This window comes from Butyrivibrio sp. FCS006, assembly GCF_000424525.1.
In the GTDB taxonomy this organism is placed as follows: domain Bacteria; phylum Bacillota; class Clostridia; order Lachnospirales; family Lachnospiraceae; genus Butyrivibrio.
Genome location: NZ_KE384203.1, coordinates 637,790 through 653,422 on the forward strand (window position 1 = coordinate 637,790; position 15,633 = coordinate 653,422).

15 protein-coding genes are annotated in these 15,633 nt (G+C 46.7%); 2 read left to right on the forward strand and 13 right to left on the reverse strand.

What is annotated here, in order from left to right; all coding sequences use genetic code 11:
* Window positions 1–23: 23 nt before the first annotated feature.
* Window positions 24–911 carry a carbohydrate ABC transporter permease gene (locus G633_RS0110020; RefSeq protein WP_026519819.1) on the reverse strand — a complete coding sequence of 296 codons (888 nt, stop codon included), beginning with the start codon at window positions 909–911 and terminating at the stop codon, window positions 24–26.
* Between the two features lie 16 nt (window positions 912–927).
* The gene (locus G633_RS0110025) at window positions 928–1,836 is read right to left on the reverse strand and encodes an ABC transporter permease (RefSeq protein ID WP_026519820.1); all 909 of its coding nucleotides are present in this window, start codon (window positions 1,834–1,836) and stop codon (window positions 928–930) included.
* A 142-nt stretch (window positions 1,837–1,978) separates the two neighbouring features.
* Between G633_RS0110025 and G633_RS0110030 the strand changes: the two genes are divergently transcribed.
* Window positions 1,979–3,661 (forward strand): sensor histidine kinase, encoded by a 1,683-nt coding sequence (locus G633_RS0110030; protein ID WP_081664743.1) that lies wholly within the window; start codon window positions 1,979–1,981, stop codon window positions 3,659–3,661.
* 12 nt (window positions 3,662–3,673) lie between these two features.
* Complete coding sequence (locus G633_RS0110035) at window positions 3,674–4,879, forward strand: response regulator transcription factor (protein WP_026519822.1); 1,206 nt, start codon at window positions 3,674–3,676, stop codon at window positions 4,877–4,879.
* A 105-nt stretch (window positions 4,880–4,984) separates the two neighbouring features.
* Here G633_RS0110035 and G633_RS0110040 read toward each other — a convergent pair whose 3' ends face one another.
* The 11 genes from G633_RS0110040 to G633_RS0110090 form a co-directional block, all read right to left on the reverse strand.
* Window positions 4,985–6,112, reverse strand: coding sequence for an FAD:protein FMN transferase (locus tag G633_RS0110040; protein ID WP_242838857.1), 1,128 nt, complete (start codon window positions 6,110–6,112; stop codon window positions 4,985–4,987).
* A 6-nt stretch (window positions 6,113–6,118) separates the two neighbouring features.
* Window positions 6,119–6,940, reverse strand: a complete 822-nt coding sequence (gene larE / locus G633_RS0110045; RefSeq protein WP_026519824.1) for an ATP-dependent sacrificial sulfur transferase LarE — start codon at window positions 6,938–6,940, stop codon at window positions 6,119–6,121.
* An 11-nt stretch (window positions 6,941–6,951) separates the two neighbouring features.
* Window positions 6,952–7,608: an HAD family hydrolase gene (locus G633_RS0110050; RefSeq protein ID WP_026519825.1), complete on the reverse strand. Its 657-nt coding sequence runs from the start codon at window positions 7,606–7,608 to the stop codon at window positions 6,952–6,954.
* A 66-nt stretch (window positions 7,609–7,674) separates the two neighbouring features.
* Complete coding sequence (locus G633_RS0110055; RefSeq protein WP_026519826.1) at window positions 7,675–8,457, reverse strand: ZIP family metal transporter; 783 nt, start codon at window positions 8,455–8,457, stop codon at window positions 7,675–7,677.
* 51 nt (window positions 8,458–8,508) lie between these two features.
* Window positions 8,509–9,171, reverse strand: coding sequence for a methionine ABC transporter permease (locus G633_RS0110060; protein WP_051200098.1), 663 nt, complete (start codon window positions 9,169–9,171; stop codon window positions 8,509–8,511).
* A 29-nt stretch (window positions 9,172–9,200) separates the two neighbouring features.
* Window positions 9,201–10,172, reverse strand: coding sequence for a methionine ABC transporter ATP-binding protein (locus G633_RS0110065; RefSeq protein ID WP_026519828.1), 972 nt, complete (start codon window positions 10,170–10,172; stop codon window positions 9,201–9,203).
* A 166-nt stretch (window positions 10,173–10,338) separates the two neighbouring features.
* A complete protein-coding gene (locus tag G633_RS0110070; RefSeq protein ID WP_026519829.1) occupies window positions 10,339–11,268 on the reverse strand; it encodes a MetQ/NlpA family ABC transporter substrate-binding protein in 930 nt (309 codons plus the stop codon).
* Window positions 11,269–11,375: 107 nt separating this feature from the next.
* On the reverse strand, window positions 11,376–12,278 hold the full coding sequence (locus tag G633_RS0110075; protein WP_026519830.1) for a LysR family transcriptional regulator: 903 nt from the start codon (window positions 12,276–12,278) through the stop codon (window positions 11,376–11,378).
* A gap of 124 nt (window positions 12,279–12,402) precedes the next feature.
* Entirely contained in the window at window positions 12,403–13,026 is a 624-nt protein-coding gene (locus tag G633_RS0110080) for a GDSL-type esterase/lipase family protein (RefSeq protein ID WP_026519831.1), read from the reverse strand.
* 99 nt (window positions 13,027–13,125) lie between these two features.
* Window positions 13,126–14,274, reverse strand: a complete 1,149-nt coding sequence (locus G633_RS0110085) for a trans-sulfuration enzyme family protein (protein ID WP_035771041.1) — start codon at window positions 14,272–14,274, stop codon at window positions 13,126–13,128.
* A gap of 60 nt (window positions 14,275–14,334) precedes the next feature.
* A complete protein-coding gene (locus G633_RS0110090) occupies window positions 14,335–15,504 on the reverse strand; it encodes a MalY/PatB family protein (protein ID WP_026519833.1) in 1,170 nt (389 codons plus the stop codon).
* Between the last annotated feature and the right edge of the window lie 129 nt (window positions 15,505–15,633).

Sequence of the window (15,633 nt, forward strand, 5' to 3'; positions counted from 1 at the left end):
TCATAACTATAATTGTATACTATTTATCCCTTCACCGCTCCTATCATGACGCCCTGGTTGAAATATTTCTGCAAGAATGGATAGAGCATCATAATGGGGAGTGTAGAAATCACAATTGATCCGTACTTCATCATGTCTGAGAGCTGTCTGAGCTCCTGTGCCATGGTGCCTGTTGCTGCTCCGAGAAGTGACTCGTTTGCAATAAGTATTCTTCTAAGCAAGAGCTGCAAAGGTATCAGGTCTTCATTCTGAAGATATATAAGAGCGTTAAACCATGAATTCCAGTGTCCAACTGCTGTCCAGAGTCCCACAACCGCGATGACTGCTTTTGAGAGCGGAACTGCGAACTGAACGAAGTACCTCATTGTGGAGCAGCCGTCAATCTGGGCTGCCTCCCACAATGATTCCGGTAGGGAATTTTGAAAAAACGTTCTTGCCACAATAATGTTGTAAGTGGATACCGCAAATGGCAGAACCATGACCAGAAAAGTATCAAGGAGGCCAAATTGCTTGACAACCAGGTAGATCGGGATCAGTCCACCGCTGACAAACATCGGGATTATGTAGAAAACATTTATCCATTTTCTTCCGGGTAAATCTTTTCTGGACATTGCATAGCCGGCAGTTATATTAACAAGCAGAGCAACCGCAGTGCCGACTATGGTATAAAGGATAGTGTTCAAGTAGCTTTTCCAGATCTGTCTCTGCTCAAAAAGCTTTTGGTATCCCCTTACATCAAATTGTTTAGGCCAAAACCATACTTTACCGCTGGCAACATCCGCAGGATTACTGAAGGATGCTATGATAACAAACCACAGCGGATAAATAACTCCTATGATCATCAGGATCGCTATGGCGTGGAATATGATGTTGACCACGGCGTCCTGAGAAAATTTCTTTTTACCGATCATCTCTTTTCCCCTTTTATCAGAACAGACTGTTATCTGTGAATTTCTTGGATATCAGGTTAACCAGCAAAAGAACTATCACATTAACCACTGTATTGAACAGGCCGATAGCTGTTGATAAGCTGTACTGCATGCTCTGCATACCCATCTTGTAAACATAGGTTGATATGATCTCGCTGCTCATGATGTTCTGTACGTTCTGCAGCAAAAAGACCTTTTCAAAGCCTATACCGAGAATGCTTCCGGCTCTTAATATCAGAAGAACCATTGCTGTCGGAAGAATCATCGGTATGTCAATGTATCTTATCTTCTGAAGAGTTGTTGCTCCGTCAACGGTTGCTGCCTCGTAATATGTTGGATCTATTCCCGCAAGTGCTGCCAGATAGATGATTGAATCCCATCCAAGGTGCTGCCAGATATCGCTCCATACATATACATGTTTGAAGTTTGCTGCGCTGGCCATGAGGTTCGGGAACTGTGCTCCGAAGAGTTTAAAGAGGTTCGCAAACAGTCCGCTTGATGGTGACAGGAAGATGAGAATCAGACCACACATGACCATTGTTGATATAAAGTGCGGAAGGTAAGTCACAACCTGGAACACCTTTTTAAACATCTTGGTCTTCATCTGGTTGCACATCAGCGCCAGAAGAATCGGAAGCGGGAAGCCAACCAGTATGCTGTAAATGCTCAGTACCAGCGTGTTCTTGATGGTAACTGCAAACTGATATGATCTGAAGTACTGCATGAAGTTCTTCATGCCCACGAACTTACTGCCCAGTATTCCAAGCGCCGGTGAGTAACTCTGAAAAGCAATCACGATTCCCACCATGGGAAGGTAGGCAAAGCAGAACAGCAGTATTGCTGAAGGTGCAAGAAGCAGATACAGCTGATAATTCTTTTTGATAAATCTAAGGAACCTGTTATTCATCGCTCACTCCTTTTGTTTATGAATCGATAATAATTTTTTTAGATTTTTTTAAATAGCACTTTTTCGTTCACCCCGTAGCACTTTTTGGACAAAGTATCTAAAAGCTATAGCCTGCCAAATCTCTTTTCTATATAATGAACTCATGAAAAATAAAGGAAGAACGCGCTCTTACCCGGTTGTTCAGATGCTGACCAAGACACTTTATCTCGCCATTCCGGTGGTGATACTTTTTGTGGTGGTCAGCTGGTTCTCTTTTTCCGAGATCAGGAAGCAGAACAACCTGGCCCTTAAGAGCAGCGTAAACATTTATCAAAATGAATTAGAGCACAAGCTCTCTGCCATAGAGCACTTCGTTCAGTGGACCGTAGTTCACGACCCGATCCTCGATGCCTTTGATGAAGCTGGGCACATGGGCGACTTCAGGGACGCAAGCAACGAGCTGCGCCTTCGCGTAAGTGACATGCAGTACTCGACAGGTTCTGAGTATATGTATTTCTTTTACTGGGATGAAAAGGATATCTTTTTTAATGCCTCTGACCTGAAGGTAAACTATGAGACCTATAAAAAGATAAAAGAGCGAATCAAGTCCGATGTAGGAACCAACTATACCTGGGAACCATGCATGATCGGTGACAATGCCTTTTTGTACTACAGCATCACCTACGAGCATCGCATTTTCTCATGCGTTGTTTCCATGGAGGATATCTTATCTCCGCTCTCTTCAATAAATCTGGGAGAGCAGGGCTCCATCCAGGCACTTAGCGCAGACGGAGATGTCTTTTACAGGACAAGCGAAGGTCCCGGGGGCTTTAGAGGAAACTTCTATAACAGACTTATCTTCCCCGGCGACGAGGCAGATCTTCCCTTCACTCTGGCCATAGATTCTCTTGCGCTTGGTAATTACGGAAGGCTGTTCTTTTTACAGTTCATCGTCTTTTTAGCGGCGCTGATGCTGTGCTTTATCATGGGCGGATATGTTCTGGTCAGCTACAGGAAGGTCATTCTTCCCATAAAGATCTTTTCAAAGAGCCTCTCAGAGATGGATTCGCTAAAAGACACTGAGGGACTGATCCTCACTGACAGCCGTGTACAGGAGCTCAATCAGATCAACGACCAGTTCAAGAATCTCATTCATGAGATAACAAGGCTGCGAATTGATGTTTACGAGGCGGAGCTGGACAACAACAAATTCATGATTCACTTCCTGCAGCAGCAGATAAAACCGCACTTTTACCTCAACTGCCTCACCACGATTGACAGCATGGTGAGCCTTGGGGATATGGATGCAGCCAAGAAAATGCTTATGTTCACCTCCAGGTATTTCAGATATCTTTTCCAGGTGAACAATAACTTTGTGCCGCTCATCAACGAGCTGGCCCATGTGGAGGACTATCTCTCGATTCAGAATATGCGGCTCTCACGCCCCACGCAATATGAGACGGACCTTCCCAAGGACTGCAATCAGCTCAGCATCCCTCCGCTTCTTCTTATCACCTTCGTGGAGAACAGCGTCAAGCATGCGACTCCGCCTGAGGGCGAGAGTCTGAAGATTTCCATCAGTGCCAAAAAGCTTTTGGATGCAGAGGACGGCGCAGGCGATATCCTGGAGATTGTCATCAGTGACAACGGACAGGGATTCGATCCGCAGATCCTTAACAAGATAAAAAACGGTGAGGATATTATCTCAGACGATGGAAGCCACATCGGAATCACGAACTGTATAAGGCGACTTAGTCTTCTTTACAACAATTCCTTTGAGCTCATCGCTGACAACACAGAGGAGCACGGAGCTAGGATCACTCTTCGCATCCCCGTCAAAGTTTGAATGAGGAAATAGATGAACATTTTACTGGTAGATGACGACCGCTTTGTTATTGCGGCACTTGAAAAGAATATAGACTGGGAGAGCCTTGGGATCACCACGGTCTTCACCGCCAATGACATCGGCAAGGCCCAGGAGATCCTGTCAAACCAGACCGTGGATCTTCTGCTCAGCGATATCGACATGCCCCATGGGAGCGGTCTTGATCTTCTGGGAATCCTGCGCGAACAGGGCAACACCATTCCGGCGATTTTCCTGACCAATTATGCTGATTTTTCTTATGCGAAAAGGGCTTTGGAGCTTAGGAGTTTTCACTACTTCCTTAAGCCCATCGACTACCCGGAACTCACAAACATCATCAGACAGGCTCTGGCAGAGGTTTCATCCGATGAGCCCGATACCGGAAGTGCGCTCTCCAAGCTCTGGTATGACTATCTCATTGACAGGCGCATTACCTATAAGGCTTTTCTTGCAGATATGGGAAGAATTCGACGATTCGATGAGGATATGTCTTCTTTTGTGGCATGCCTTATCCAGTTCAGCAGCAAGAACCTTTCGCATGACAGAGGTAAGATGGCAATCCGCATCAGAGCAATCATGGAGTCGATCTTTGGAAGCAGCTTTATTTCTCAGGGCGTGCTCCTTCCTTACCAGGCTGAGGATTACGTGCTCTTCGGCCTCATACCTGTAGAGGATGAGTCCTATCAGGCAGGCCTTCGCCCGCTTGTAAGCGAGCTCTACTACTCACTTTCCGAGGAATTTTCTGCAAAGCCCAGGTTCTTTATCAGCTCTGACAAAAAACCTATAGACATCCCGGACGTTTTGGACAGCCTTGTAAACATGGCTTCCATGCCCTTTGACGAGAGCCAGGACATCATCTACATCGATGAAACCTCCGTGACATCACTTCTTCAGTACGTTGATGCCCACTTCACCGAGGACATGAGCAGAGAGCATTTATCAGAGCTCTTCTACTTCGCGCCTGACTACATCACTAAGATATTCAAAAAAGAAACAGGAATGAGCTTTAAGAATTACATCATAGAAAAGCGCCTCGACCTTGCGCGCAAGCTCCTTTTAAAGACCGACGACTCTATCCGCGACATATCGCTGAAGGTCGGCTACGATAATTATTCCTACTTCACCAGGCTCTTTAAAAAGAGCTTCGGCGTAACCCCCGTCGAATTCCGCGAGGGAGTCACCGGGGACGGTTCTCTTTGACTCCCTTTTTGAGTCACCGGGGACGTTTCACTTTGTCTCATAATGAGACACTGGGGACGTTTCACTTTGACTCAAAATGAGTCAATGTGAAACGTCCCCGGTGACTCATTTTGTTATGACTTGCAGGGGAAGGTCGTGGTATTCAGAAGTGAGTGCAAACTTATCTGCGAGGCCTTCCGTCACATAGACTTCCCTATCCTCAGTTACAAAGATTGCTTCGAAATCATCAGACTGCCTGTACTGCTCTATCGCCTCATCAAGCCCCTTAACAAAAAGAGCTGTAGATAAGCCGTCGCACAACAGTCCATCCTTACCGACAATCGTCACGGATACAAGGCCGTTCTCGGCAGGCCTTCCGGTTGCAGGGTCTAAGATGTGCCAGTATCTCTTGCCATCTTCCTCAAAGTATCTCTCATATCCGCCGGAAGTTATGATTGCAACATCATCAGCATCCACAACGCCGATCATCCCTGAAGCTGAATCAGGGAATGGGCTCTTTATTGCGACCTTCCAGGGATTCCCGTCAAGCTTACTTCCTATGCACTGCACATTTCCGCCGAGATTTAACAGCGCATGTGTCACGCCCTCAGACTTAAGCATGTCAGCAACTGCTGTTCCTGTATATCCCTTGGCCACACTTCCAAGATCAACCTGCATTCCTTCAGAAAGCCCGACCTTAACCGTGCTTCCGGCACTGTCCCCATCCCCGGAGCCGGAACCAGCACCGGAATCAGCTGCATTCTCCTCAACCTCTATATCAATTCCCTTATAGTCAACACTGCTCAAAAGTCCTGCAATCTCCTCATCAGAAGGGACCCTGTACTCTCCGGTTGTAAATCCCCAAGCCTTAAGCACAGGATAAATAGTGATGTCCAGAGCCCCGTCGGTTCTGTCACACACGTCTTTTGCCTGCAAAAGAATGCTTCCGACTTCCTCAGAAAGTTCGCCCTCTCCGTCAGCATTAAGCCTTGCAATTTCGCTGGAAGCATCCGTAACCGACAGCTCTTTTTCAAGGCGCCTTATGTACTCCTCAGCCTCCGGCGTAAAATCCCTTCCCCCTGCAATCTGCAGCTCCATGACAGTGTCCATGGCAAATATCGTCGAGGTATATATCTTCTCCCCGAAAAAAGCGCAACCCCAGGCAAGTGCAGACACCATGCCTGTCACAGCAAGTGCTAAAATTGCCCGGGGATTTATTATCTTTTTAAGTCCTTTATTCAGAAAAAGTCCCATAACAACTCATTTCAAAACTTCATTGAGACTTCCGGTGCGATAGCCCTTAAGGTCCAGCGCAACATACGCTAATCCCATTCCATGAAGCTTATCATTTATCTCCTCTCGAACAGAAAGGCTCATAGCCCTGTCCATATCCTCCGGCAAGAGCTCTATCCTTGCCAACGGCGCTCCACTTCCGTGGACTCTTACCCTGAACTGCTTAAAGCCCTTATTCAAAAGATATTCTTCCGCCTCTTCAACCATGCGAAGCTTGTCATTTGTAATAACCTCTCCATAAGGAATCCTGCTGGCAAGACATGCAAACGACGGCTTGTTCCAGGTAGGAAGGTCGAACTCTTTGGAAAGATCCCTTATCTCCTGCTTCTTAAGCCCTGCTTCCCGCAGCGGACTTTTAACACCCAGCTCGGCGATAGCCTTCATTCCCGGCCTGTAGTCGCCCTCGTCATCTACGTTGGATCCTTCGGCCACAGCCGAAAGGCCCTCTCTTTCAGCCGTATCAAGAAATCCCTTAAACAGCGCCTTCTTGCAAAGATAGCACCTGTCCTTTGGATTCTCCGAAACTCCATCAATAGCAAGAACGTCCACATCAGCCACCAGATGCTTTACGCCAATCTTCTCACAGAACTCCCTGGCCTCCAGGACCTCTCTCTTTGGCACAAAGCTGGAACTTGCAGTAAGCGCCACAGCCTTCTCCCCAAGAGCCTCTTTGGCAGCATGCAAAAGAAATGTCGAATCCACTCCACTTGAAAAGGCAACCGCCACACTCCCGTATCCCTTAAGGATCTCAAGAAGCCTCTCGTACTTACTCTTTAATCCACTATCCATAAACCGCACCATTACTCGTTTTTCAAATAATCAATCACATCCAGAAGGCTCTCCTGAACGCTCTCCGTAAGCTCCTTCATCTCATCATTTGCAGGAAGAAGATCAGGCACCATGATAGCCTTAAGTCCGCCTCCGCTTGCAGACCTGACCCCATTATAGGAATCCTCAATGGCATAGCACCTCTCAGGGGCCACACCTATCTTCTCACATGCTAAAAGATATATCTCCGGATCCGGCTTACTTTTCTTAACCACGTCCCCGGTTACAAGCTCATCAAAGTAGTCCAAAACTCTCGCATCCCTCAGCTCAGCTTCAACAACCGGTCTTCTCGTAGAGGAAGCCAGCGCTATCTTTTTGCCACTATCCTTAAGGAAAGTCAGGATCTCTTTTACCCCGATCTTCATTGGAAGCTTGCCACCGTCGTACTTCTCATGGAAGATAACTGACGCCTCCTTGGAATATTCATCATAAGGAAAATCTTCGCCGAAACGACGAAGCATTATCTCCTTGGTCTCTTTATCATTAACTCCGGTACAGGCCAAAAACGCCTCTGTGATGTCTCCCAGATTATGCCTGTCAGCAACCACGTACCAGCTCTCGAGCACGGCTCTCTCGGAATCAAAGATGATCCCGTCCATGTCGAAAACCACTGCGTCAAAATCTCTCATCAAAATCCTCCAACTTAGCTCTCATCAAGTTCATATGCGCCGCGTCCAAATGCGCCACAGCCCTCATCAGCCCAGAGCAACATCCAGCGCCATCATAAGCGTAAATCCCAGCGCAAACATGATAACGCCGATGTTAGAATGTTCGCCCTCTGACATCTCGGGAATCAGCTCCTCAACTACAACGTACATCATGGCGCCCGCTGCAAAGCTCAGAAGATACGGCATCGCAGGTACAATCAGCCTTGCTGCAAATATAGTGAGCAAAGCACCGATGGGCTCAACTGCGCCTGATAAAGCACCATCCATAAACGCTCCAAACTTGGACTTTCCCTTTGAATGTAGAGGCATTGAAATGATAGCGCCCTCAGGGAAGTTCTGAATTGCGATACCAAGAGAAAGAGCCAGCGCTCCACCTGCAGTAACCGGTGCGCTTCCTGAGAGAAGCCCGGCAAATACAACGCCCACAGCCATTCCTTCGGGAATGTTGTGAAGAGTAACTGCCAAAACCATCATGGTTGTTTTCTGAAGCTTGGACTTAGGACCTTCAGCCTCTTCTGCATTCATGTGCAGATGCGGAATCACACTGTCCAAAAAGAGCAGGAACAATATTCCGATCCAGAAGCCTGTAGCTGCAGGGACAAAAGACAAAGTCCCCATCCCCTCAGCCTGTTCAAGCGCCGGCACAATAAGACTCCATATAGATGCTGCTACCATGACTCCGCTGGCAAAGCCCGTAAGAGCTCTCTGCACCTGACCACCAAGCTCTTTTTTCATGAAAAAGACCATGCCCGAGCCCAGTACTGTTCCAACAAAAGGAATTAAAATACCAATCCAGATATTAGCGTTCATAAAGTTCACCTCCATTGAAAAGTCAAAAGAAGCAACTACCTAAAAATCCTATCAGCTCATCTTTTTGTACATCAAATTGCCAAGAGCCTGCACAGCCTGTACGAATATGATAAGTATCAGTGAGCACACAATCAGGTACTCAGTCTTGTACTGCTGATAACCATAGCGAATCGCGATATCACCGACACCGCCGCCTCCAACAGTTCCTGCCATAGCTGAGTAGCCCACAAGTGAGATAACAAGAAGCACGATTCCGTTTAACATTCTCGGAATAGACTCTTTTACATAAACTCTCATAAGTATCTGGAAGTTTGAAGCTCCAAAGGATCTTGCAGCCTCGATAACTCCGGGATTGGTCTCACGAAGAGACGTCTCAAACACCCTTGCGATAAAAGGAATCGCTGAAACGGTAAGCGGAACGATAGCAGCCGTTGTACCGATGGACTTTCCAACCAGCGCCCTTGTGAAAGGAATAAGGATTACCAGCAGAATGATGAATGGAAAGCTTCTGAACACATTTACAATAAAGCTCAGGATTCCATACACGATCTTGTTTGGCTTAAGTCCTCCGGGTGCTGTAAGTGTAAGTATTACCGCCGGAATAAATCCAAGTATCACAGAAAAGAGCGTCGACCAGAAAACCATGATAAGGGTCTTCCAAAACGCCTGCAGAATAATTGGATAAATGGCGGGATTAAGTATTTGCTCTAACATCTATTTTTTCCTCCGGATGAGTTACTTTCTTATTTGATCACTTCCCAGGTAACGCCCTTGGAATCCAGGAAAGCACATGCTCTCTCAAGGTCTTTTTCCTCCATGTTGAGAACCAGGCTTCCGTAAACATCCTCTCTGAAGTCCTCAAGCTTAGCCCAGCAGATATTGAAATCTGTCTGAAGCTCCTGAGACATCTGCGTAACGATAGGCCTCTGGTTGCCTTCTCCGAAGAAAAAGAGCTTTAGATTGATGCCGGTTATAGGAAGCTTGTCAGACTCTTCACGCAGGAAGTCTCTGATTTCCCTCTCCTTGGGCCATACGAAGAGCTGCTCGGGCTTGCCGATGGCCAGCATCTGTCCGTGACTAAGGAATGCAACTCTCTGGCAGATCTGCTTAACAACTTCCATCTGATGAGTAACCACTACGATGGTGATGCCCATTTCTTTATTGATCCTCTGCAAAAGAGCTAATATCCCCTTTGTAATCTCCGGATCCAGCGCACTTGTTGCCTCATCGCAAAGAAGGATCTCCGGGTCAAGTACCAGCGCTCTCGCAATGGCAACTCTCTGTTTCTGACCACCGGAGAGTTCCCTTGGCTTGGCGTGGACCTTCTCCTCAAGGCCAACCAGGCGAATGAGGTTCATGATCTTCTCTTTTGCCTCCGGAGTATTGGTGGGAATTCCCCAGAACTTCATGGGCAGTGCCACGTTATGGTATACATCCAGTCTCTCAAGAAGATTAAAGCCCTGGAAGATCATACCCATTCTCTTCTGAAGAAGACGCAGCTCCTTTTTGTTCTTAACATCAACGAGCTTGCCGTCTACCCTTATCTCTCCTCTGTCATAGGTCTCAAGTCCGTTGATACAGCGCAGCAGCGTTGATTTTCCTGCTCCGGACTGACCGATTATTCCGAATATCTCTCCATCCTCGATTTCCATGGAGACGTTTTTAAGTACCTCTGTTCTGTCGAAGGTTTTCTTAACATTACTGATAGTTATCATTTCTTCTCGTTCCAATCTGATTTGATAAGAGCTCTTTTGCCCTAAACATGCTCTATTGTACCACAATGCTGACTGCTTCGCATTATATGGAAAAAGACACGTCTGCAAATGGGCAGCGTGTCTTTTCTCATTGGTAGGATTATTATGTTATGGCTAATGGCTAAAATTACTGTGCATCAATGAAAGATGTGATAACTGCACCCTTGTATGTGTCGTCAATGTACTTCTGAACCTTGTCAGACTGAAGAGCCTTGATAAGAGCCTGTGTCTTCTCTGAAGACTCGTTGCCCTCTTTAACAACAAGGAAGTTGGTTCTCTTTACAGTTGTCTCATCATCAAATGTCTCGATGTCAAGTGCAGGGTACTCAGCAGGAAGTCCGGCCTCAAGTGCGTAGTTTCCGTTGATTGTTGCTGCATCAAGATCAGGAAGTGAAAGTGGAAGGTTTGCTGCCTCAAGAGGTGTGATCACATATCCGTGAGGGTTAGCATCCTTATCCTTTGTAAGTGTATCCTCTGTGTAGCTTGGGTCTGTACCGAAGTCACCCTTTGAAACAAGAAGTCCCTTCTGAACAAGAAGGTCAAGTCCTCTTGCGCCGTTATCAGGATCGTTAGGAATACCGATTGTAGCGCCATCAGGGAGCTCTGAAAGAGCCTTATATTTCTGTGAGTAGATACCCATTGGCTCGATGTGGATGCCTGCTACTGCTGTAAGGTGAAGGCCTGCATCCTGGTTCTGCTGGTTCATGTAACCAAGAGTCTGGAAGTAGTTTGCATCAAGCTCTCCCTGCTCAAGTGATGTGTTAGGAAGTACGTAGTCTGAGAAAACTACAGTCTCAAGTTCCCATCCATCCTCTGCAAGAACCTCTTTTACGATGTTGTCAAGGATCTCAGCGTGAGGTACAGGTGTTGCACCAACTGTGATCTTCTTGTCACCTGAATCTGCTGTAGCAGGAGCTTCTGCCTGTGCCTCAGGAGCTGCCTCTGTTGTCTCTGTTGTCTGTGTGGTCTCTGCAGGTGCTGCGTCTCCGCAGCCTGTAAGAGCGCCAAGAGTTAATGTTGTTGCAAGTACAAGGCTTGCCAATACGTTCTTTTTCATAATTGTCCTCCTCAGTTATTAACTATTTTCTATAATATACTCCCCGTTTTGCACCCGTGCAATAACAAGGGGTTTATAGACGCCGATAAATATAGCTTATAGGGTGATCAGTTTTCCTTATGCCTCTCAAGATTCTCAACGAAGGTCTTGCCCATTTCGCTGAGCTCCTGCCCTTTTCTGGTGATGTAGCCAAAGGTCAGCATCTCATCTTCCTTGAGCTTGATCACATGGATATCGGATGAAGTCTTGCCCTCGCCCAGCATTGCTGCGCCGACAGCATATCCGTCAAGTCCCAGCATGAGCTCGATTGATGTAGCTCTTTCGTTGGTTGAAATCACCTTCTTGTAATCGTAGGTAGCAAGGGCCTCTTCTCTATAGTAGAAAGAGGTATTGTCGCCCTGATCGAATACCATGCAGGGGTAGTCCTGAAGGTCCTCAAGAGATAGCTCTTTTGCATCAGCCAGGGGATGGTGCTTGCTAAGGTAAACATAGGTATCACGGGAAAAGAGCTCATGGAACTCCAGAGCTGCATCCACAAATATCTTCTTGAATGTCGCCTTGTTAAAGTCGGAAAGTGCAATAACTCCGACTTCACTCTTTAAGGTCTTAACATCCTCAATCACTTCGCTGGTCTGGGTTTCACGGATTGAGAACTGATACTCGGGGAGATCATACTCTTTTACCGTATCGATAAACGCGTCAACGGCTATGGTGTAATGCTGCATGGATACTGAGAATGTGGGCCTTTCGTTCTTGGCATTTAAGTACTTGTCCTCAACCTTCTCAAACTGCTCCACGGCATTTCTTGCGTATGCAATAAAAGAAGCTCCGGCAGCCGTTGTTACAACGCCGTTGTGGACTCTCTCAAAAATCTGGATTCCAAGCTCGCTCTCAAGGTCCCTTACGGCACTTGAAAGACCGGGCTGTGAAACATAGAGCCTGTCGGCAGCCTTTCTCATGGAGCACTCTTCATCTATGGCAATAACGTATTTCAGCTGAAGTATGGTCATGCTCAAACTCCTCACACCAAATTATTTTTGAACATGATAGCACACTTTGCATCTTTAAATCAATAAAGCAAAAAACACATACCCGCAGCGTAGTATTTTGTCTTGAAATCCATGAGCCTGCGGATCAAGCTATTTTCATTTCCTGGATTTTTTCAAGGATTGCTTCGGCAAGTCTCCTGTGCCCCTCTTCATCAAGGTGCTCCTCATCGATGTTGCTGGCTACAGAATAGTCGGAGGCTGCCAGGAATTTGTATCCGTTTTCCTTTGCAACCTGTCTGTAGAACTTTTGAAGATCCTTACTGATTTCCACTGAGCGGCTGTCAAACTCAGGATCTTTATCTTCTCTCCAAACTTCTTCTCCCAAATGAATCGGCGATACAACCAGGATCTTGTCTGATGAAACGTAGCTACTGATTGTATTAAGGCACTGCTCAAGTCCCTTGGCTATGGTGTACGCATTGGCATGGAATAAGGACTTGCAGTCATTTGTGCCAAGCATAATGATCACCGCGTCCACCGGATACGTGCTCTCAAGAACCATAGGAAGCGCATCTACGGCCTTTCTCAAAGGTCTGAGCTCATCCTCAAAAACCGTTGTCCTTCCGCACAAGCCCTCTTCTATGACTCTGGCATCGGAAAGGCTCTCCTGAACCAGGCTTGTCCATCTTACTCCCCAGGGATATCTCTCCTTCGTTCCGGGAACCAGTCCCCATGTATTTGAATCGCCAAACGCAAGAATATTCTTCATATCAGACCTCTTTTCAGGTGCATGTTTATCTTACAAATTAATTATGCACGAGGCCTGTCCCTGCGTAAAATACACATCTGTTATAGCCTGTTATAAGTATCACTTAAATGAGGCGAAAGCCTGCTCCAGATCGGCAATGAGGTCGTCCGCGTTCTCAATTCCGACTGAAAGTCTGAGAAGCCTGTCGGTAATTCCGTTCTTGGCCAAAAGATCTTTAGGCACATCCGCGTGGGTCTGCGTCAGAGGGTAAGTGATCAGTGTCTCTGTTCCGCCAAGGCTCTCGGCAAAGTAGATAAGCTCAAGGCTCCTTAAAATATGTTCCACAAGCTCTTTTGACTCCACCTCGAAACTGAGCATTGCTCCGTAGCCCCTGGCCTGCTTCGTGGAAATCTTGTAGCCCGGATGCTCTGGAAGGCCGGGATAGATGACCTTGGTCACGTACTTACTGGTCTTTAAGTACTCAGCAATCTTGAAAGCATTCTCCTGGGCGCGGTCAAGTCGTACCGACAAAGTCCTGATTCCCCTTAATATCAGCCAGCTGTCAAAGGGCGAAAGTCCGGCGCCTGTGGTCTTGTAGATATAGCGTAGGCGCTCATCAATCTCTTTATCCTTAACTACGACGAAGCCTCCGATGGTATCGTGATGTCCGCCCAGGAACTTGGTTCCGGAATGGATAACGATGTCAGCCCCCAGGTCCAGCGGATTCTGGAAGTAGGGCGAGAGGAACGTGTTGTCCACGATCAGCAGTGCATCCCTCTTGTGGGCCTCCACAGCCAACTCTGCGATGTCCGTAACGTTCATCATAGGATTGGTGGGCGTCTCGAGATATACAGCCTTTGTATTATTTTGGAAAAGAAATCTGTAATCCCCGCTGCTAAGGTCGCCTGTAGTGAAGGTCAGACCGTTCTTTTTGCTGATCTCGTTAAAGAGCCTTATGCTTCCGCCGTAAAGATCAGAATCCACAATAAAGTGATCCTCCGGTTTAAAGAGCTCCATAACAGCCGCAACTGCAGCCATTCCGCTGGCAAAAGCCATGGCATCAATGCCGTGTTCAAGCGATGCCACAACGTACTCAAGCTGCTGCCTTGTAGGATTCTGCATTCTTGTGTAATCAAAGCCGGTGCTCTCGCCAAGTCCCCTGTGGGCGAAAGTCGCCGACTGATATATGGGGAAACTCAGGGCTCCCCACTGATCTGCAATTGACTTGTCATTAAGTTGACAGACCGTCTCTATACTGTAATCTTCCATCTATGTCTCCTCCCGGAATTGGTGAGTCACTGGGGACGTTTCAGTTTGACTCACCTCAACTCAAAGTGCCTGACTAAGCTGCTCCAAAGCCTGCTTCAAAATTGACCTCGGGCATGCTATGTTGATTCTTTCAAAAAGATTAGTCTCTCTGCCAAATATAATCCCCGGATCAAGCCAAAGCTTAGCCTTATCAACTATGATTTTCTCAAGCTCCTTGTGATCATTCGTCACTTCCGAGAAATCAAGCCAGATAAGATATGTTCCCTCAGGTTCAATGAGCTTAACCTGTGGAATATTCTCCTTTAAGTACTCCCTCACGTAATCAAGATTCCCCTTAAGATACTCCAACAGCTCATCCAGCCACTGCTCGCCCTTTGTGTAGACCGACATGCAGGCAACCATTCCAAGAACGTTTGGCTGTGAATAGCCGGCGGCTTCGTTTTCTCTGTCAAAAGACCTATGCATTTCCTTATCGGGAATGATTATATTTGCGACCTGAAGTCCCGCCAGGTTAAAGGTCTTGCTGGGTGAAGTTCCGAGTACAAGCTTCTCTCTCAGTTCCGGCGCAAGGCTCATGAAGGATGTGTGCTTAAATCCCGGATAAACAAAGTCTGAGTGGATCTCGTCCGCAAAGACATATACATCATGCTTTTTGCAGATCTCTGCAAGCCTTGTCAGTTCTTCCTCAGTCCATACCCTTCCCACAGGATTGTGAGGACTGCATAAGAGGAACATCTTTACATTGTTATCAATGACCTTTTTCTCAAAATCCTCAAAATCTATTTCATAATGCCCGTCTTTATAGATGAGCTGATTGTTTACGACTTTTCTTTTATTGAGAACTATGGTCTCATAAAACGGATAATACACCGGCTGCTGAATCAGTACAGCATCGCCGGGCTCTGTAAATGCCCTGATGGCAATGGCTATGGCGTAGACAACTCCCGGGGTAACCGTGATGTCTTTTCCATCAAAAGTAAAACCATGCCTTCTCTCATACCACTCTTTTACAGTATTTCTATATTTATCTCCCGGATCCGTGTAGCCGAATACTCCGTGCAGCACTCTGTCCGAGATGTCTTTTATCACTTCTTCGGGAAGCCTGAAATCCATGTCAGCAACCCATAGCGGAAGCAGGTCATCCCTGCCCTTTCGCTGCATACCGAAATCCCACTTGATACAGTCCGTATTTCTTCTGTCGATATATTTGTCAAAATCGTATTTGCCCATAGCCACCATATCCTGTTTTTTATTAATGAGTCACCGGGGACGTTTCAGTTTGACTCATTTTGAGTCAAACTGAAACGTCCCCAGTGACTCATTTTTATTTATGATAATTGCTCCACAGCGAATGAGCCG